This is a genomic window from Paraburkholderia sp. BR10937 (assembly GCF_040965695.1).
GTDB lineage: Bacteria > Pseudomonadota > Gammaproteobacteria > Burkholderiales > Burkholderiaceae > Paraburkholderia.
Genome location: NZ_JBFRCL010000038.1, coordinates 67413 through 84594 on the forward strand (window position 1 = coordinate 67413; position 17182 = coordinate 84594).

General features: G+C 66.7%; 15 protein-coding genes and 1 pseudogene. 6 read left to right on the forward strand and 10 right to left on the reverse strand.

Going from position 1 to position 17182, the window contains the following annotated elements; all coding sequences use genetic code 11:
- Positions 1–213 precede the first annotated feature (213 nt).
- The 4 genes from AB4Y44_RS27745 to AB4Y44_RS27760 all read right to left on the reverse strand — a co-directional run bounded on the left by AB4Y44_RS27745 (position 214) and on the right by AB4Y44_RS27760 (position 5578).
- On the reverse strand, positions 214–1653 hold the full coding sequence (locus AB4Y44_RS27745) for a DNA-binding protein (protein WP_368701375.1): 1440 nt from the start codon (positions 1651–1653) through the stop codon (positions 214–216).
- 271 nt (positions 1654–1924) lie between these two features.
- A complete protein-coding gene (locus tag AB4Y44_RS27750) occupies positions 1925–2761 on the reverse strand; it encodes an IclR family transcriptional regulator (RefSeq protein ID WP_368701376.1) in 837 nt (278 codons plus the stop codon).
- Positions 2762–2857: 96 nt separating this feature from the next.
- Positions 2858–4117, reverse strand: coding sequence for a CaiB/BaiF CoA transferase family protein (locus tag AB4Y44_RS27755; protein WP_368701385.1), 1260 nt, complete (start codon positions 4115–4117; stop codon positions 2858–2860).
- A gap of 153 nt (positions 4118–4270) precedes the next feature.
- Positions 4271–5578 carry an MFS transporter gene (locus AB4Y44_RS27760; RefSeq protein ID WP_368701377.1) on the reverse strand — a complete coding sequence of 436 codons (1308 nt, stop codon included), beginning with the start codon at positions 5576–5578 and terminating at the stop codon, positions 4271–4273.
- A gap of 311 nt (positions 5579–5889) precedes the next feature.
- Here AB4Y44_RS27760 and AB4Y44_RS27765 point away from each other — a divergent pair, with 311 nt between their 5' ends.
- Genes AB4Y44_RS27765 through AB4Y44_RS27775 form a run of 3 tightly spaced genes read left to right on the forward strand, consistent with a single transcriptional unit; the run spans position 5890 to position 8629 of the window.
- Positions 5890–6360, forward strand: a complete 471-nt coding sequence (locus AB4Y44_RS27765; protein WP_233888092.1) for a MaoC family dehydratase — start codon at positions 5890–5892, stop codon at positions 6358–6360.
- Between the two features lie 60 nt (positions 6361–6420).
- The gene (locus AB4Y44_RS27770; RefSeq protein WP_342925387.1) at positions 6421–7587 is read left to right on the forward strand and encodes an acyl-CoA dehydrogenase family protein; all 1167 of its coding nucleotides are present in this window, start codon (positions 6421–6423) and stop codon (positions 7585–7587) included.
- A 13-nt stretch (positions 7588–7600) separates the two neighbouring features.
- Complete coding sequence (locus tag AB4Y44_RS27775; RefSeq protein ID WP_368701378.1) at positions 7601–8629, forward strand: acyl-CoA dehydrogenase family protein; 1029 nt, start codon at positions 7601–7603, stop codon at positions 8627–8629.
- Between the two features lie 125 nt (positions 8630–8754).
- Here the strand turns inward: AB4Y44_RS27775 and AB4Y44_RS27780 are convergent.
- From AB4Y44_RS27780 to AB4Y44_RS27790, 3 genes and pseudogenes are all read right to left on the reverse strand, one after another.
- Positions 8755–9234, reverse strand: a pseudogene (locus tag AB4Y44_RS27780) (M28 family peptidase); the annotation flags it as partial.
- A 12-nt stretch (positions 9235–9246) separates the two neighbouring features.
- A complete protein-coding gene (locus tag AB4Y44_RS27785) occupies positions 9247–10422 on the reverse strand; it encodes a M20 aminoacylase family protein (protein WP_368701379.1) in 1176 nt (391 codons plus the stop codon).
- Positions 10423–10441: 19 nt separating this feature from the next.
- On the reverse strand, positions 10442–11656 hold the full coding sequence (locus AB4Y44_RS27790) for a diaminopropionate ammonia-lyase (RefSeq protein WP_368701380.1): 1215 nt from the start codon (positions 11654–11656) through the stop codon (positions 10442–10444).
- 115 nt (positions 11657–11771) lie between these two features.
- Here AB4Y44_RS27790 and AB4Y44_RS27795 point away from each other — a divergent pair, with 115 nt between their 5' ends.
- Both AB4Y44_RS27795 and AB4Y44_RS27800 read left to right on the forward strand, forming a co-directional pair.
- Positions 11772–12251 (forward strand): Lrp/AsnC family transcriptional regulator, encoded by a 480-nt coding sequence (locus tag AB4Y44_RS27795; RefSeq protein ID WP_342924933.1) that lies wholly within the window; start codon positions 11772–11774, stop codon positions 12249–12251.
- A 59-nt stretch (positions 12252–12310) separates the two neighbouring features.
- On the forward strand, positions 12311–13072 hold the full coding sequence (locus AB4Y44_RS27800) for an aldolase (protein WP_342924934.1): 762 nt from the start codon (positions 12311–12313) through the stop codon (positions 13070–13072).
- 13 nt (positions 13073–13085) lie between these two features.
- Here AB4Y44_RS27800 and AB4Y44_RS27805 read toward each other — a convergent pair whose 3' ends face one another.
- Genes AB4Y44_RS27805 through AB4Y44_RS27815 form a run of 3 tightly spaced genes read right to left on the reverse strand, consistent with a single transcriptional unit; the run spans position 13086 to position 15870 of the window.
- Positions 13086–13850 carry a crotonase/enoyl-CoA hydratase family protein gene (locus AB4Y44_RS27805; RefSeq protein WP_342924935.1) on the reverse strand — a complete coding sequence of 255 codons (765 nt, stop codon included), beginning with the start codon at positions 13848–13850 and terminating at the stop codon, positions 13086–13088.
- 12 nt (positions 13851–13862) lie between these two features.
- On the reverse strand, positions 13863–14642 hold the full coding sequence (locus AB4Y44_RS27810; protein WP_368701381.1) for an SDR family NAD(P)-dependent oxidoreductase: 780 nt from the start codon (positions 14640–14642) through the stop codon (positions 13863–13865).
- A gap of 34 nt (positions 14643–14676) precedes the next feature.
- Positions 14677–15870 (reverse strand): thiolase family protein, encoded by a 1194-nt coding sequence (locus AB4Y44_RS27815; RefSeq protein WP_324161557.1) that lies wholly within the window; start codon positions 15868–15870, stop codon positions 14677–14679.
- Between the two features lie 341 nt (positions 15871–16211).
- Here AB4Y44_RS27815 and AB4Y44_RS27820 point away from each other — a divergent pair, with 341 nt between their 5' ends.
- Positions 16212–17060, forward strand: coding sequence for an IclR family transcriptional regulator (locus AB4Y44_RS27820; protein ID WP_368701382.1), 849 nt, complete (start codon positions 16212–16214; stop codon positions 17058–17060).
- The last annotated feature ends 122 nt before the right edge of the window (positions 17061–17182 follow it).

Sequence of the window (17182 nt, forward strand, 5' to 3'; positions counted from 1 at the left end):
TGGTTCAGGCGCGCAAAGCCAACAATTCGTTTTCGGGAAAGCGGGCGTTCGGCTGGCTGGAAGTCGGCATTTGTCCCGATGCCGGCGCGCGTGCAGGCCGTGGATCCGCCGGTAAGGGCAAAAAAAACCGCTGCACTGAGGCAGCGGGCATGGAGAAACGGCTCGGCGCACCGCATTCGCGATGCGCCATCAAACAGACGGTCTTTGGTGCGCTCAGGCCGGCGCGTTTTCGGTGCTCAGCTTCGTCACCATGCCGGTCTTGGCGTCATAGGCATAGCCCTGCTGCTCGAGATGGGCGCTGACCGCCTCGACGACCACTTGCTGCTGGGACTCCTTGCGCAGGAGTTCATGCTCCGGCACGACCTGGCCCAGCTCGGCGGCGAGGCGCCGGCTCAGCGAGGCTTCGCCGGCGCTGCGGGCCAGACCCACGATCGCCTTTTCGTTGGCCTGGGCCAGTTGCTGCTTCAGTCCGTTCGCGTACTCGGACCAGCGCTTGATGTTCTCGCGCGCATCGGTAATCGCGGCGGCGTGCTTGGCCGTCTCGCTGGCAAGCTGGGCCTTCAGCGCCTCGACTTCTTCCGGATCGGCGGCCGCAGGCTGTGCCTCGGCCGAGACCTCGGCGGCTTCGCTCGACGCCGCGGCCCTGGCGAATTCGCCCAGTTCGGCGAGTTCAGTCGCTTGCTGCTGCGCGGCGTCGGCGCGCTCCTGAGCCTCGGTCAGGCTCGCCGTGAGACGGGCGATCTCGGAGGCGTCGGCCGTGCGCTCGTCGCTCAGGCTGGCGAGCTGCTGCTGGGCATTCTGCAGTTCGGTGGCGGCGGCATCGCGCTCGGCCTGGGCGCCGGCGACCTGTTCACGCTGGGCCGCGTGCGCTTCCTGCTCGGCCTGCAGCGCCGCGCGAATCGCTTCCAGTTCGCCCTCGAGCTTCGCAACCGCTTGCGCGTGCGCCGCTTCCCGCGCGGCACGCTCCGCTGCGTCGCTTTCGGTCGCGGCTGCCGGCTCGGCCTGCTCGCTCGCCTCTGCGGTTGCCGCAGCCGCGGCGGCTTCGGCTTCCGCGGCCTTGGCCGCGTGCGCTTCGCGCTCGGCGGCCAGTTCGGCGACCGCGCGCTCCAGTTCCGCTTCGAGGGCCGAAACGCGCTCGGCCAGTTCCTCGGCGCGCTTTTCCGCTGCGTCGGCGCGCTCGATCGCGCTCGCGATGTCTTCCTCGAGAGCCGGCCCGTCATTGGGCTTGGTCTCGTAGGCGCGCGTCATGTTATCCAGCTGGACCTGCAGGGCGTCGAGTTCCTGGACTGTGCTCTGCAGCTCTTCGAGCGCGTTGTCGCGTTCGTTGCATGCGTCTTCGACGCGCTCGCGCATCGACAGCAGGCGGCGCGCCACGGCGCGCTCGGCCTCGTCCTGCGCCGACGTCCACAGACGGTCGAGCGCGTCGCGCATCGTGTCCGTCACGGTTTCCGGCAACGCGGGGCGCTCGACGACCTGCTGCACGCGCGGCGCACGCTCTTCGCGCCACTTGCGCAGCGAGGCAGCCACTGCGACCACCGAGCCGGTATGAACTTCCGACCAGATGGCCATGGGAGAAACCTTCTGGCCTTCGTCGGCCATCCGGTCCGCGATTTCAGCAACCAGTTCGTCCGTGATCGTAATGCTGCTTGACATATCTGCCTCGAGAAAGTGCGAGCCCACCCCGCGTTTCTAGAGATTGTCAGGCAACCCCCTCCCGGTTAATCGCTCGAAAAGCCGGGTTTAAGGGGAGGTGTTCACAGGATTGCGCCGCCACTTCCGAAGCGCTTGCGGCAAGCCACTCGCCCTGGGCGGCGTTTTCGGTGTTCTGGCGCAGCGCGGAAGTCAGTTCCTTGCTGGCCGCCGGGTTTCTGTGGCTCGGGTCAGGCAGCCAGCGCCAAGCCAGTGTGCGGTCAAGCGAGGCGGGTTATCTCTGCGGCTTCGAAAACGCCAGCGTAGCAGGCCCCGCATAGCCAAGCAGCGCCGACACCTCCGCCGCGCCGCGCGCGATCAGCGCCTTGAAGCGCTCCATGCCCGGCACGCCGCGGCTGACCGGCGTGCCCATCACGAGCGCCGCGATCACTGCACCCGACTCGTCGCGAATCGGTGCGGCAAAGCCCACCACGTCGGCGGAACTCTGCTCGACCGTGGCGGCCACGCCGGTCTCGGCCACTTCCTTGAGAAGCGCCTTCAACTCGCGCTTTTGCGTGCGCGTGGCGGGCGTATGGGCGCGCAATTCGGCCGTGCGGAAATACTCGGTTTGCTGCGCCTCGCTCATCGCGGCCAGCAGCACGCGTCCGCCCGAGGAGGAAAAGAGCTCGCGCCGCTCGCCGATGCCCGCAATGAAGCGGATCGCGCTGCGGCTCTCCGCCGACATCACATAGACCATGGAAGGCCGGTCGCTCGCGAGTTGACCGATCAGGATCGTTTCGCCTGCTTCGAGCGCGAGGCGCTCCATCACGGGGCGCGCGATCTCGGGAAAGCGCCGCTGCGCGACGATGGCTGCGCCGAGCTTGAACGCTTCCACGCCGAGCGCGTACTTGCCGCCGTCATGCGTGAGATAGTGCGCATGCGTGAGTGCGCGCAGCAGCGCGAGGAGGCTCGTTTTGGGCGTGGCGCTGAGGTCCGCGAGTTCGGTGAGCGTGGCGCCTTGCGGATGGTCGGCGAGAATGCGCAGCACCTGCACGATGCGCGTAGTCGCGCGCGGCCCGGGCGACGCGGTGGATTTGGTGCCCGCATCGCGGTCTTCGGGGGGGTGCGCCATGGATCGATCGACGGTTGAACGGTGCGAAAAATTATACATGTCGCCCTGCTCCCGAAAGAGATGCGAACCGGCCGCGGCGGTGTGCGCGGTGCCGGATCAAACGGCCTCCTCATGCTCGCCGCGCGTGCGCACGCTCGCGTTCGCGCCGATCGCCCCGCTCGCGCACAGCGCGTCGATGCGCGCGGCGTCGAGCCCGAGCAGACCGTCGAGCAGCTCACGCGTATGCTCGCCGAGCAGGGGCGGCGGCACCTCGTATTGCACGGGCGTTGCCGACAGGCGCAGCGGACTCGCCACACTCGGCGACGTGCCCGCCAGCGGATGCGCAATGCGGCGCACGGATTCACGCGCGCGCGCATGCTCGGAGCCGAACGCCTGCGCCACGTCGTTGATCGGCCCGCACGGCACGCCGCACGCTTCGAGCGCGTCGATCCACGCGTCGCGCGTGCGCTTGCGGAACGCCTGTTCGAGCACCGGCAGCAGCAGCGCGCGATTCACGCTGCGTGCGCTGTTGGTGGCGAAGCGCGAGTCCGCCGCGAGTGCGTTCAGATCCATCGCGCCGCACAGCGACCGGAACTGGCTATCGTTGCCGCACGCGAGAATCAGATGACCGTCGCTGGCCGCGAAGGTCTGGTACGGCACGACGTTGGGATGCGCGTTGCCGAGGCGCCGCGGCGCCTCGCCCGTGCAGAGGTAATTCATCGACTGGTTCGCGAGCATCGCCAGCTGGCAGTCGAGCAGTGCAATGTCGATGTGCTGGCCGAGGCCGCTGCGCTGCCGCTCGATCACGGCGGCGAGCACGCCCGTCGTCGCGTACATGCCGGCCATGAGGTCCGTGACCGCCACGCCGACTTTCTGCGGACCGCCGCCGGGGGTCTCGTCGGGCTCGCCCGTCACGCTCATGAGGCCGCCCATGCCCTGAATGAGGAAGTCGTATCCGGCGCGGTGCGCAAGCGGACCGCTCTGCCCGAAGCCTGTAACCGAGCAGTAGATGAGCGCGGGATTGAGTGCCGCGAGGCTTGCGTAATCGAGCCCATACTTCTTCAGGCCGCCCACCTTGAAGTTCTCCACCAGCACGTCGCACTGACGCGCGAGTTCGCGGATCAGCGCGGCGCCTTCTGGCGCGGCGATGTCCACCGCCATCGACAGCTTGCCGCGGTTCGCGCATTGGTAATACGCGCTCTCCACGGTGTCGCGGCCCGCTTCGTCGCGCAGGTAGGGCGGCCCCCACGAACGCGTTTCGTCACCCGGACCGGGCCGTTCGATCTTGATCACCTGCGCGCCGAGATCGGCGAGATTCTGCGTGCACCACGGCCCCGCCAGCACGCGGGATAGATCGAGCACCCTTATGCCTTCCAGCGGCCGGCCGCGCTGGCCGCCTTGCTGTGCCTGTTGTCGTGTCTGCGTTTTCGCTGACTGCGATGCCGATGCTGCTCTCGTCTGCTGCTGCATGTGAAATGACCTCTGCCTGGATTGCGAAACTGCACATTCGGCGCTGCGTGTACGCCATGCTTAGTCGAGCGCCTTGCCCGCCGTCTCGGGCATGCGCCAGTAAGCGATAAGGCTCACGGCCGCGCCCGCGCACACGTAGGCGAGAAACCAGCCCTCGCGCTGCTGCGATTGCAGCCATGTCATGAGATACGGCGTCGTGCCGCCGAGCAAGGCGACCACGAGGTTGTACGCCGCGCCGATGCCGATGCCCCGCACCGCGGTCGAGAACAACTCGGCCATGATCGCGGGCGCGATGGCCGAATAGAGCCCGTAAGTCAGCAGGCCGAAGCATTCGACGAGCAGCATCGACGTCACGCTGGGCCCGATCGAGCGCACCACCGGATAAAGGAACACGAGATAGGCCGCCGCAAACACCATCAACTGCGGACGCCGCCCGAAGCGGTCCGACAACGCGCCGAAGAACGGCTGCGCAATCATGAAGATGGCGATGCTCAGCGTGCTCGCCAGAAAGGCGCCGGCCGGCGTCGCGCCCGCGTGGCGGATCGCGTAGATCGGCATGAAGCTGATGAAGAGATAGAAGCTGAACGCGCCCAGCACGCTGATGCCCACGAGGCGCAGCACGGCGGTGCGATGTTGCGTCCACGTCCACCACAGCGAGCGGCGCTCGATACGGCCCGAACGACGCAGTTGCTCGAACGCGTGCGTTTCGCCCACGTTGCGGCGCATCCAGAAGCCCGCGAGCGAGCCGCAGCCGCCGATGAAGAACGGGATGCGCCAGCCCCACGCGACGAGCGCATCCTTCGACATCACGTTCGTCATCACGCTGGCGAGCGCAGAAGCGAGCAGCAGGCCCGCCGCGATGCTGAAGAACAGGAAGCTGCCATACAGCCCGCGACGCTTCGCAGGCGCGGATTCCGCAAGGAAGGTGGTGGCCGCGCCGTATTCGCCGCCGACCGAGAGGCCCTGCACCATGCGCAGCACCGTCATGAGCACGGGCGCAAGCACGCCGATCGTCGCGTAGGTGGGCAGTACGGAAATCAGCAGCGAGGAACCCGCCATCATCATGATGGTGAGCGTGAGCGCGGCGCGCCGCCCGAAGCGGTCGGAGAAGCCGCCGATCACCCAGCCGCCCAGCGGCCGCATGAAAAAGCCCACGGCGAATACGGCGAAGGTCGCGAGCAGCGAGGCGGTGTCGTTTTCGGCGGGAAAGAACTGCTTGCTGAAGTAGATCGCGAAGGTCGTGTACACCGACCAGTCGAACCACTCCACCACGTTGCCGACGCTGCCGGCGAATATTACGCTGGCCGTGCGCCGCGGCGCCGCTGCGGCCGCCGCGCCTGCCTGCGCGATCTCGGGGTTGGCGTTCATCCAGCTTGTCTCCTTGAATCCTGTTTTCAGGTTTATTCGAATCGTTCTGGCTACCGGGCCGGCGGGTGCCGGCCTCGGGTTCCGAATGTAGCATCGGATTCCGAATATCGAACGAGGTATGTGCCTGGCGTATACCCTCAAAGCGTCCTGAATTCGGCTAATTATTCCTTATAAACATAAGGTTATCTGCACGCTATCGGTCGAACACGCTGTTCCGATATTCGAACTCTGTTGCTGATATCGAAACACGATTCTAGAATCGGAACACGATACCGGCGCAGCGCGCCATCCCACACCGGAGGAAGACAGGCATGACGACACACGAGGACGCCCAACTGCTCGGACGCGGTTTCTACTGGCAGGAGCTGCAAGCGGGTCAGCGCTTTCGCACGTTCCGGCGCACGGTCACGGAAACCGACCTGGTCAATTTCATTTCGGCGACCGGCATGCTGGAGGCGATCTTCATCGACGCGCATTTCGAGCACGGCGCCATGAGCGGGCGCCCCGTGCCGGGCGCGCTCACGAGCGGCCTGATCGAAGGCCTGCTGTTCCAGACCATGGTGCAAGGCACCGGGCTCGCCATGCTCGAGTTCTCGATGAAGGCGCACGCGCCGGTGCTCGTCAACGACACGATCTACGGCGTGGTGGAAGTCGAGGAAGTGAAGCCCACCTCGAAGCACAATCGCGCCGTGGTCACGAGCCGCGTGGAAGTGCTCAACCAGCGCGACGAACTCGTGCTCTCGTACACGGTCAAGCGCATGCTCGCAGGCCGCCCCGAATGAGCGCACAAGCGCCTGATGACTTCGCACTGCCAGGAACTGCACTGTAAAGCGCAACACGCTATGACCGACCCTTTCACACTCCGAACCATTCCGCCCGAAGACGAGGCGTTGCGCGCGCCGGTGCGGGCGTTCCTCACTGAAGCGCTCAAAGGCGTACCGTCCGCCGTGCGCGCGCGCTCGTGGCTCGGCTTCGACGCCGACTTCAGCCGCCGGCTCGCGGCGCAAGGCTGGCTGGGCCTCACGCTGCCGCGCGAATACGGCGGCGGCGGGCGCAGCCCGTTCGCGCGCTTCGTGCTCGTGGAAGAACTGCTTGCGGCCGGCGCACCGGTTTCGGCCCACTGGATCGCCGACCGCCAGAGCGGCCCGCTCATTGCACGCTACGGCACCGAGGCGCAGAAGGCGTTCTATCTGCCGCGCATCTGCCGGGCCGAGGCGTTTTTCTGCATCGGCATGAGCGAGCCCAACGCGGGCTCCGACCTCGCAAGCGTACGCACGCGCGCCGAGCGCACGGCCAGCGGCTGGCGCCTCTCGGGCCGCAAGATCTGGACGACCAACGCCCCGCATTCGCACTTCATGATCGCGCTCGTGCGCACCTCGGGCGCGCCCGAGGACCGGCATCGCGGGCTCTCGCAAGTGATCGTCGACCTGTCGCTGCCGGGCGTGCATGTCGCGCCGATTCGCGACCTAGCCGGCGACGCGCATTTCTCCGAAGTCACTTTCGACGATGTCGAATTGCCCGAGGACGCGCTGATCGGTACCGAAGGCGCGGGCTGGGAACAGGTCACCGCGGAACTGGCGTTCGAGCGCAGCGGTCCCGAGCGCATTTATTCGAGCATCGTGCTGCTGGAGGAATGGGCGCATACGCTGCGTGAAGCCGCGCGCGCGGCACACGCGCCGGTCGGCGAAAGCGAGCGCCGGACACTCGGGGCGTTCGTGACCGAACTGGCGACGTTGCGCGCCATGTCCGTGGCCGTCACGGGAGCGCTTGCCGACGGGGCGAGCCCCGCCACGCAGGCCGCGCTCGTGAAGGACCTCGGCACCAGCTTCGAGCAGAGCGTGCCCACGCTGATCGGTGACGCGCTCGGCGCGCATCCGCAGCAGGCCGTGACACGCGAGCTAGCCGATACGCTCGACTACGTGACGAAGATCGCGCCGTCGTACTCGCTGCGCGGCGGCACGCGCGAGATCCTGCGCGGCATGATCGCGCGCGGCCTCGGGCTGCGCTAAACGAACGACGAACATGGAGAAGAACACCATGGATGACATGCTGACCGAATCGGCTCAACACGTGCTCGCGCGTCACTGCACGCCGCAATTCGTGCGCACCGTGGAAGCGGCGCGCGACCGCCACGCGGGACGCGCCCTGTGGGACCAGCTCGACGCGCTCGGCTTTCTCGACGCGCTCGTGCCTGAGGAGAAAGGCGGCTCGGGCATGCGCCTCGCCGCCACCGCGGGCGCGCTGTTCGAATTCGGCGCGCACGCGCTGCCGCTGCCCGCCGCGCACACCATGATCGCGCGCGATCTGCTCGCACGCGCGGGCGTGGAAGCGCCGCGCGGTCCCATCGCCATCGCGCTTGGCAACGCCTCGCGGCACGGCGCGGCCTTCGTGCCCTACGGTCTCGTCGCCGAGACGCTCATCGTCGAAACCGCCAGTGGAACGAGCCTCGTCGAGCTCGCCAGCGCCGATCTGCGCGCGCACGGCGACAGCCTCGACGCCACGCTCAGCTATCCCGCACACTCGGCACGCGCGCTGCCCGCCACGGTGCGTGGCGTGGGCGAGCTGGGCGCGCTCGCCACGGCCGCCACGATGGCGGGCGGCATGCAGCGCGTGTTCGACATCACGCTCGGCTACGTGAACGACCGCCAGCAGTTTGGCCGCTCACTCGGCAAGTTCCAGGCCGTGCAGCAGCAGTTGAGCGTCATGGCCGAGCACGTGGCCGCCACGCGCGTCGCGGCACAGTTGGGCTGCGCGGGACACCACACGTCGGAACAGCGCATCGCGGCGGCCATTGCGAAGGCGCGTGCGAGCCGCGCCGCGCCGCTGGTGGCGAACGGCGCACACGCACTGGTGGGCGCGATGGGCATCACCGCCGAGTTCGACCTGCAGCTCTATACGAGACGGCTGCATGCGCAACGTCTTCAATATGGATCGGAGTCGTTCTGGGACGACGTGGTCGGCACGCACGCCATCGATCATTGGAACAATGTCGCCGCGGGCGTGATCGGCATCTACGATGCGCTCGACGAGGCCGCGGCGGTCGGCACGTAATCCCGCACCACGCGGGCCTCACGCCGTGCCAACGCGCTCCAGCACCACATCGAGCAGCACGTTCGCGCCGTCGATGAGCTGATCGTCGTCCGTGTGCTCGCGCGGATTGTGGCTAATGCCGCCGCGTCGCCGAGACGCGTGCCGTCGATGCCGCGCACATCGAGCGCCGCTTCCACGGCCAGGCCGCCGGCGTAGACCAGCGAGCCCATTATGTCCGGCTGGTAGCGCACGCCTTCCTCGTTCGTGAACGCGCCCACGGTAATGGACCGGCCCGGCTTCACGCCCGCTTCGCGAAACGCGCGCACCACGGCGAGCCCGCCATAGCACCCGTCGAGCGCGCCCGCGTTGCGCACGGTGTCGATGTGGGAGCCCATCATCAGCGGGCGTTGCGAGCCGGCATCGTCGCCCGCGTGCAGGGTGCCGAACACATTGCCGATGCGGTCGATGCGCAGTTCGAGATCGAGTTCGCGCATCCACGCGACCACCTGGTCGCGTCCGGCCTTTTCGTCGTCGGTGAGCGCGATGCGGGTGCGCCCGCCCGCTTGCGGATCGGCGCCGATTTCACCCAGTTCGCGCAGTTGGCGAAGCAGCACTTCGCCGTTCAGTTTTCAGCATCTTCATGATTGGTTGGTTCCGACGGCCAACGCGAGGCGCGCGATTTCCGCGAAGTAGCGTGCGCCGGTCATCAGGATGTCGTCGTTGAAGTCGTAGCGTGCGTTGTGCAGTGGAACGCCACCGCGTTCCGGCGCGTCGCCGTTGCCGATGAAGATGAAATTGCCGGGCACGGCCTGCAGGAACGCACCGAAGTCCTCGGAGATCATCATCGGCTGCACGTTGGCGTCCACGGCGGCGTCTCCCGCCACGTTGCGCGCGGCACTCACCGCCAATTCGACGAACTGCTCCGAATTGACCGTTGGCGCGAACTCGTGCGTGTACTCGAAGCTGCATTCGGCGCCGTGCGTCTGGCAAATGCCGACGCTGACTTCACGCATGCGGGTTTCGAGCAGCGCTTGCACGTCCTTCGAATAGCTGCGCGTATCGCCCTTGATGATCACGTTCGAGGGAATCACATTGCGAATGCCGTCGGTGATGAATTCCGTGCAGGAAATCACGGCTTGCAAGCCCGGGTCGAGATTGCGCGACACGATGGTCTGCAGCGCGAGCACGATCTGCGCGGCGATGACGATCGGATCGGCCCCCATGTGCGGGCGCGCCGCGTGCGTGCCACGTCCCTTGATATGGATGACGAAGTTATCCTCGCTCGCCATGATGCCGCCCGCGCGCGTGGCGAACGTGCCGGCGGCCATGCCCGGCATGTTGTGCGCGCCGAAGATCGCATCGACGGGGAAACGTTCGAACAGGCCGTCCGCGATCATCGCCTTCGCGCCGCGGCCGTGCTCCTCGGCCGGCTGGAAGATGAACCGCACCGTGCCGTCGAAATCGCGCCGCTCGGCGAGCAGCCGCGCCGCGCCGAGCACCATCGACATATGGCCGTCGTGCCCGCAGGCGTGCATTTTTCCCGCGTTCAACGAGGCATGCGCGCGGCCCGGCGCCTGCTCCGCGATATTGAGCGCGTCCATGTCGGCACGCAGGCCGATCACGCGCTTGCCGTTGCCGACCGTGAGGTTCGCCACGAGCCCCGTGCCGCCAATGCCGCGGTGCACTTCGAGACCCAGTGTCTCAAGGATGTTCGCCACGTAGTGGGCGGTGTGGATCTCCTCGAAGCCGGTTTCGGGACGTTGGTGCAGATACTGTCGCCAGCTTTTGAGTTGGCCTTGCAGTGTGCTTTCCATGTGGGTGTCCTCTTTTCGGTTACTGCGTGACCTGACTCAGCCAGGCGTCGCGACGCGCCGCCACGGTTTCCGCAGACGCGCCGACCAGTTCCGCGTACACGCCCGGCGCCGTGGCGCCCTCGGTGCTGATCAGCAGCACGCGTGAGTTCGCGTCGAGCCCTGCTGCGCGCGCAAGTTCGGGTTCGCGCATGAGCTTCGCAAGGCCCGCGAGCCCTGCCGCGCCCGATTCGCCCGATACGACGGGTACGTCGCCTGCCGCGCCGGCGGCGAGGCTGCGCATTGCTTCCACGGCGTCCTCGTCGTCGATCAGCATGAAGTTGTCGACGCACGGCTCGAGTATCTGCCACGCGAGCGGCGAGGTCTCCCCGCACGCAAGACCGGCCATCACGGAATCGACCGACCCCGTGGCTTTCGCGGCGCAGCCAGCGATGGCGCTTTGATACAGGCAGTCGGCCTGGCGCGGTTCGACCACGATGAAACGCGGACGCGCGGCGCCCTGATGCTCCCACAGGTAGCTGGCCACGCCGGCCGCGAGACCGCCCACGCCGCCCTGCAGAAACACGTGCGTCCACGCATCGCCGGACTGTTCGATGACTTCCGCCGCGATGGTGCCGTAGCCTTGCATGACGTCGCGCGGGATCGCCTCGTAGCCGTCATAGGAGGTATCGGAAACGACGTGCCAGCCGTTCGTCTTCGCGAGCTGCGCCGCATGCTCGACCGATTCGTCATAGTTGCCCGCGATTCGAACGATACGCGCGCCGTACGCGGCGATCGCCGCTTCGCGCTCGGCGCTGACGTTCGCATGCAGCACGATCACGCAGTTACAGCCAATCGATTGCGCGGCGGCGGCGAGCGCCTTGCCGTGGTTGCCATCGGTCGCGCTGATGACGGTGAGGTTCGTGACCATCTCGCCGTAGCGGCCCTCGATCAGCTTGCGAGGATCGATCTCCTGCTGGGGCCACAGGCGCATGATGAGACGCATCAGCGCGATCGGTGCGCCCAGCGCCTTGAAGCTGCCAAGAGGAGAACGAAACGATTCGTCCTTGAGGCCGATGCGGGCCACGCCCAGTTGCGCGGCCGCACCGCTCAGGTCCCAGAGCGGCGTGGGCTCCGGGCTGATCAACGCCCAACTGGCGAGCCATGCCCGGCTCTCGTCGCCCGACTTCACGTTCAGGATGGCCCCGAGCGTCTCCGGGTAGGCATGGCGCGTGGCGCGCGGGTTGGCGATCAGCATGGGTTGGCTCCGGTGGACTTGCGATGTCGAAATGATATTGCGCAGCCCCCGTAAAAAAGTCTCATAATGCGGTCGCGTCACGCAAAAAAATATCGACTTACAGGCTTCCGCGTAAATGGCGACACATCTCGACTCCTTCGACCGCAAACTCCTGATGGAAGTCCAGCGCGACGCCCAGACTCCGCAAAACGAACTCGGCGCACGCGTGAACCTTTCCACGGCAGCGGTGAACCGGCGTTTGCGCCGTCTCGCCGACGAAGGCGTGATCGACCATTACGCGGCGATCGTCTCGCCCGAGAAGGTCGATCATCCCATCACGATCGTCGCGACTGTCGAGGTGGAGAGCGAGCAGATCGACTTGTTGGACGCCATGAAGCGCACCTTCGAGCGCTGCCCGCAGATTCAGCAGTGCTACTACGTCGCGGGCGAGTGGGATTTCGTGCTCATTTTCGCGGTGCGCAACATGGACCAGTACACGGAACTCACGCGCGAGCTATTCTTCTCGAACAACAACGTGAAGCGGTTCAAGACGCTGGTGAGCATGAGCCGCGTGAAGGTGGGGCTCGAAGTGCCGCTCGCGCTGGACGGCGAATGAGGAACGCGGGTTGCGACGCAGACGCAACGCGGTCATTTGGACAACAGGAGCCACGATCCATGAGCAACGCAGTACATCATGCTGGAGCCATTGAAAGCGAAGATTTGTTCCATCACCCGGAAATCGCGACGCTGCGCGCGGACCTCGCGCTCGCGCTGCGTGCCGCTGCGCATTTCGGGCTCGGTGAAGGCGTCTGCAATCACTTCAGCGTCGCGCTTCCCGGCGAAGACGGCCTCTTTCTGCTGAACCCGCGCGGCCTGATGTGGAGCGAGGTGATGGCCGACGATATCGTCATCGTCGACGCACAGGGGGACGTCATGGCGGGCCGCCATGCCGTGGAGCCGACGGCGATGTTCATTCACGCCGCCATCCACGGCATCGCAAAGAAGGCCTGCGTGCTGCATACCCATATGCCGTACGCGACCGCCCTCACGCTCACGGAGGACTGCGGGCTCGACACGACCTTGTCGCAGAACGCCATGCGCTATCACGGCCGCGTCGCCCTCGACCGCGAGTACAACGGGCTCGCGCTCGGCCCCGAGGAAGGCGAGCGCATTGCGCATGCGCTCGACGGCAAGGATATCGGCTTCCTCGGCAACCACGGCGTGGTGGTGTGCGGCGAGCGCATCGACTACGCGTTCGACGACCTCTATTACCTGGAGCGCGCCTGCGCCGCGCAGGTGCTCGCGGGCTCCACCGGGCGCGCGTTGCGGCCCGTGGCCGCCGATCTCGCCCAGCGCGTGGCCGATCAGGTTCAGGGCGAGCGATTGCAGTCGGAGCTGTTCTTCGCGGCCCTGCGAAGAACGCTCACGCACGCCTGACGCAAGGGCCGCCCTACTTCCCCTGCCACACCGCCTTGCGCTTCTCCGCAAACGCCGCCGCGCCCTCTCGCGCGTCGGCGGAAGCGAACACCGGGTCCGTGATCTCGCGCTGACGCGCGAACATCCTGGCACTGGACCAGTCGCGCGACTCGCGCATCACGCGCTTGCTCGCCGCCACCGCGAGCGGCCCGTTCGCCACGATCTTCTGCGCGAGTTCGAGCGCGCCCGCCAGCGCTTCGCCCGGCGCGGTGAGACGGTTGACGAGACCGAACTCGAAGGCCCGTTGCGCGCCGAACATGTCGCCCGTGAGCACGAGTTCCATGGCGATGCGCTCCGGCAACTGCTGTTGCAGACGCAACAATCCACCCGCTGCGGCGCATAGCCCGCGCTTCACTTCGGGCAGACCGAACTGCGCGTTATTCGCGGCGACGACGAGATCGCTCGCGAGCACGACTTCGAAGCCGCCGGCGAGCGCGTAGCCTTCGACCGCCGCAATCAGCGGCTTGCCCGGCGGCGCTTCAGTGAGCCCGGCAAAGCCGCGGCCCGGCAGGCTCGGCCTTTCGCCTTTGAGAAAGCCCTTCAGGTCCATGCCCGCGCAAAACGTGCCGCCCGCGCCGGTGATGATGGCGAGCCGCAGATCGTCGCGCTGCTCCAGTTCGTCGAGTGCCGCGGCTAGCGCTTCGGCTACCGCCTTCGTGCAGGCGTTGCGCGCCTCGGGACGGTTGATCGTGAGGATCTGGATGCCGTCGCGGGACTCGATCAGCAATTCGTCGCTCATGGTCGGCCTCACTTAGCGCGGCTGCATGCGAATCGCGCCGTCAAGGCGGATGGTCTCGCCGTTGAGCATCGGATTCTCGAGAATGTGCAGCGCGAGCGCGGCGAATTCGTCGGCTTCACCGAGTCGCGGCGGGAACGGCACCATGCGGCCGAGCGATTCGCGAATCTCCTCGGGCAGGCGCGCGAGCAGCGGCGTGTCGAACAGGCCAGGCGCGATCGTGCACACGCGGATGCCCTTGCTCGCCAGGTCGCGCGCGGCCACGAGCGTCATGCCCACCACGCCCGCCTTCGACGACGCATACGGCACCTGCCCGATCTGCCCTTCGTACGCCGCCACCGAAGCTGTGAGCACGCACGCGCCGCGCTCGCCTCCCGCATCGGGCTCGTTGCGCGCCATCACCGCCGCCGCGAGGCGCAGCGCGTTGAAGGTGCCGAAGAGATTCACGCGAACCACGTTCTCATAGGCTTCGAGCGAACCCGGCGAGCCGTCCTTCTCGATCAGGCGCACCGCGCCGCCACGGCCCGCGCAATGCACGAGCGAGCGCAGCGTGCCGCGCTTCGTGGCCGCCTCGAACACGGCGTTCATGTCGTCGGCGCTCGTCACGTCGGCGGGCACGAAGCTCGCGTGCGCGCCGAGTTCATCGGCCACGGCCGCGCCGCGCGAGCCGGCGAGGTCGGCGATCACGACCTGTGCGCCTTTTGCCAGCAGCCGCTTTGCGCTCGCGAGGCCGAGCCCCGAAGCGCCGCCCGTCACCACCGCCACCGTGCCGGCGAATTTGTTCTGTTCGTCCATGTGTCGTTTCTCCGTCGTTGTTCGTGGTCACGCTTTAGAGGCGTTCGATGAGCGTCGCGTTGGCCATGCCGCCCGCCTCGCACATCGTCTGCAGGCCGTAGCGGCCACCGCTCACTTCGAGCGAATTGAGCATCGTGGTCATGAGGCGCGCGCCCGAGGCGCCAAGCGGATGTCCAAGCGCGATCGCGCCGCCAGCCGGGTTCAGCCGCGCCGCGTCCGCGCCCAGCGCCTTCTGCCAGGCGAGCGGCACGGCGGCAAACGCCTCGTTGACTTCGAAGTGCGAAATATCGTCGATGGCGAGACCGCGTTTCTTCAACAGGCGTTGCGTGGCAGGAATGGGGGCGGTCAGCATCATCAGCGGATCGTCGCCGCAGACGTCGAACGCCACGATGCGCGCACGCGGTTTCAATCCCAGTTGCGCCGCTTTCTGCTCGCTCATGATGAGCAGCGCCGATGCGCCATCGGAGATTTGCGAGGCGTTGCCCGCCGTGACGTTCCAGCGGATACCCGGAAAGCGCGCCGCGAGCTCGGCGCTCTCGAACGAAGGCGCGAGGCCCGCGAGACGCTCGACGGTCGTACCGGCGCGGATGGTTTCGTCGAGATCCACGCGACGCACGCCTTCAGGACCCGGCACATCGATCGGCACGATCTCGCGCGCGAACTGGCCCGCGGCGCGCGCGGCGTCGGCGCGACGGTGCGACTCGGCCGAGTAGCTGTCGAGCGCCTCCCGGGTGAGCGCCCACTTCTGCGCCACGAGATCGGCGCTCACGCCCTGCCCGACCATGCCTTCCGGATAGCGCGCGTGGTACAGCGCGCCGTACGGATCGCGGCCGATGCGCGAAGAGCCCATCGGCACGCGGCTCATCGACTCGACGCCGCCGGCCACGACGATCTCGTTCACGCCCGCCATGATCGCCTGCGCCGCGAAATGGATGGCTTGCTGGCTCGACCCGCACTTGCGCTCGATGGTGGTGGACGGCACGTGCTGCGGAAAGCCCGCCGCGAGCCACGCGAGGCGGCCCGGCGTGGAGGCCTGCTCGCCCACCTGGCTCACGCAGCCGATCATTACGTCGTCCACGCTGCCGGGGTCGAGGTCGTTGCGCACGATCAGTTGCTGCAGGACCTGCGAGAGCAGATCCACGGGATGCAGGTCGACGAACGCACCGCCCGCCTTGGTCCGGCCCATCGGGCTGCGCACTGCGTCGACGATTACCGCGCTGTTGGTCATGGTTCTCTCAACGGTTTGAAGTGTCAAAAAAATGAATCACTTGGCTCAAAATACACCTAATCGGCCCACTATTTCAATAGTGGTAAACATATTTCGGTACTTTAGGTTCATTTTTATTGATTTCCGGATCACGATCCGCAACACTGTTTGGACGACTCGATCCCCAGATGTCGAAAAAGGAGACATCAACACGTGGCTGTGAGCGGCGCGGCATCACGAAGGCGAAAAAATGAACCAGGCGTCTTAAAAAATTGTTCCGGCGTGCGGCAGAAAGCTAGAATCCGGGGTTTGCCGCTAGCCGCACCGGCGCGCCGCGACCTTACCCCGACGAAGGACCCGACATGAACGAACAGGCCAACTCCCGCACCGACGACGCCGCCGACTCGCAGCTCGTGAGCGCGCTCGCGCGCGGCATCCGGATCCTGCAGTGCTTTTCGATGGGGGACGCGGAGTTGTCGGCGCGCGATCTGGTCGAGCGCACGGGGCTGCCCAAGCCCACGGCGCTGCGGCTCATCAACACGCTCGCGGAGTTCGGCTTGCTGCGCTATTCGGAGCGCATTTCGAAGTATGTGCTCGGCACGGAGATGCTGAGCCTCGCCGCCCCGGCGCTCGGCCGCATGACGATCCGGCAGATCGCGCGGCCGATGATGCAGGAGCTGGCCGACTACTGCCACGGCCAGGTGACGCTCGCGGTGGGCTACCGCCTGAACATGGCGTACGCGGAGGTGATTCAGGGCGAAGGCAGCGCGGTGTATCGCTCGGAAACGGGCACGCGGCTCTCGCTTTCGCGCACGGCGTCGGGCCGCGCGTATCTGTGGACCGTGCCGGGCGCCGAGCGCGAGCAGTACCTGCAGGACACGCTCGCGCGCGACCCCGCCAAGGGCGAGTTGCTCGCGCAGCGCCTCGCGCTGGCGCAACAGGAGTTGCGCGCGCACGGCTGCACGCTCTCGCACGGCGACATGCAGCGCGAGATCCATTCGGTGGCGATTCCGTTGTCCGCCCCGATCGACGACGAGTATTGGGTTTTTAGCTGTTCGATTGCAGTGTTCAACATCAGCGGCAACCAGCTGACCGACGACATCGCCCCCCGGCTGATGTCGCTCGTCAGGCGCGTGGAGGCAGCGCTCGGCAGCATGACTGGGGCCGCGCATGACATGGAGACGAGACCGTGGAGCGTGTCCGCGAACTGATATGACTTCACGAGTCAATGGGGATCGGTTTTCTGCTTCTCGAGTACATGTCATGTGAATTTCCTGAGGGCGACGTAGCAGTAAATCTCGACGGTCGATCACACTGATATTCGCGGGTTGGC

Bases quoted from the DNA above. Each gene is read 5' to 3' on its own strand.
- AB4Y44_RS27765 (WP_233888092.1), top strand. From the start codon at position 5,890: ATGACGACACACGAGGACGCCCAACTGCTCGGACGCGGTTTCTACTGG.
- AB4Y44_RS27790 (WP_368701380.1), bottom strand. From the start codon at position 11,656: ATGCTGATCGCCAACCCGCGCGCCACGCGCCATGCCTACCCGGAGACG.
- AB4Y44_RS27815 (WP_324161557.1), bottom strand. From the start codon at position 15,870: ATGACCAACAGCGCGGTAATCGTCGACGCAGTGCGCAGCCCGATGGGC.
- AB4Y44_RS27800 (WP_342924934.1), top strand. From the start codon at position 12,311: ATGAGCAACGCAGTACATCATGCTGGAGCCATTGAAAGCGAAGATTTG.
- AB4Y44_RS27795 (WP_342924933.1), top strand. From the start codon at position 11,772: ATGGCGACACATCTCGACTCCTTCGACCGCAAACTCCTGATGGAAGTC.
- AB4Y44_RS27810 (WP_368701381.1), bottom strand. From the start codon at position 14,642: ATGGACGAACAGAACAAATTCGCCGGCACGGTGGCGGTGGTGACGGGC.
- AB4Y44_RS27805 (WP_342924935.1), bottom strand. From the start codon at position 13,850: ATGAGCGACGAATTGCTGATCGAGTCCCGCGACGGCATCCAGATCCTC.
- AB4Y44_RS27820 (WP_368701382.1), top strand. From the start codon at position 16,212: ATGAACGAACAGGCCAACTCCCGCACCGACGACGCCGCCGACTCGCAG.
- AB4Y44_RS27760 (WP_368701377.1), bottom strand. From the start codon at position 5,578: ATGAACGCCAACCCCGAGATCGCGCAGGCAGGCGCGGCGGCCGCAGCG.
- AB4Y44_RS27750 (WP_368701376.1), bottom strand. From the start codon at position 2,761: ATGGCGCACCCCCCCGAAGACCGCGATGCGGGCACCAAATCCACCGCG.
- AB4Y44_RS27770 (WP_342925387.1), top strand. From the start codon at position 6,421: ATGACCGACCCTTTCACACTCCGAACCATTCCGCCCGAAGACGAGGCG.
- AB4Y44_RS27745 (WP_368701375.1), bottom strand. From the start codon at position 1,653: ATGTCAAGCAGCATTACGATCACGGACGAACTGGTTGCTGAAATCGCG.
- AB4Y44_RS27775 (WP_368701378.1), top strand. From the start codon at position 7,601: ATGGAGAAGAACACCATGGATGACATGCTGACCGAATCGGCTCAACAC.
- AB4Y44_RS27785 (WP_368701379.1), bottom strand. From the start codon at position 10,422: ATGGAAAGCACACTGCAAGGCCAACTCAAAAGCTGGCGACAGTATCTG.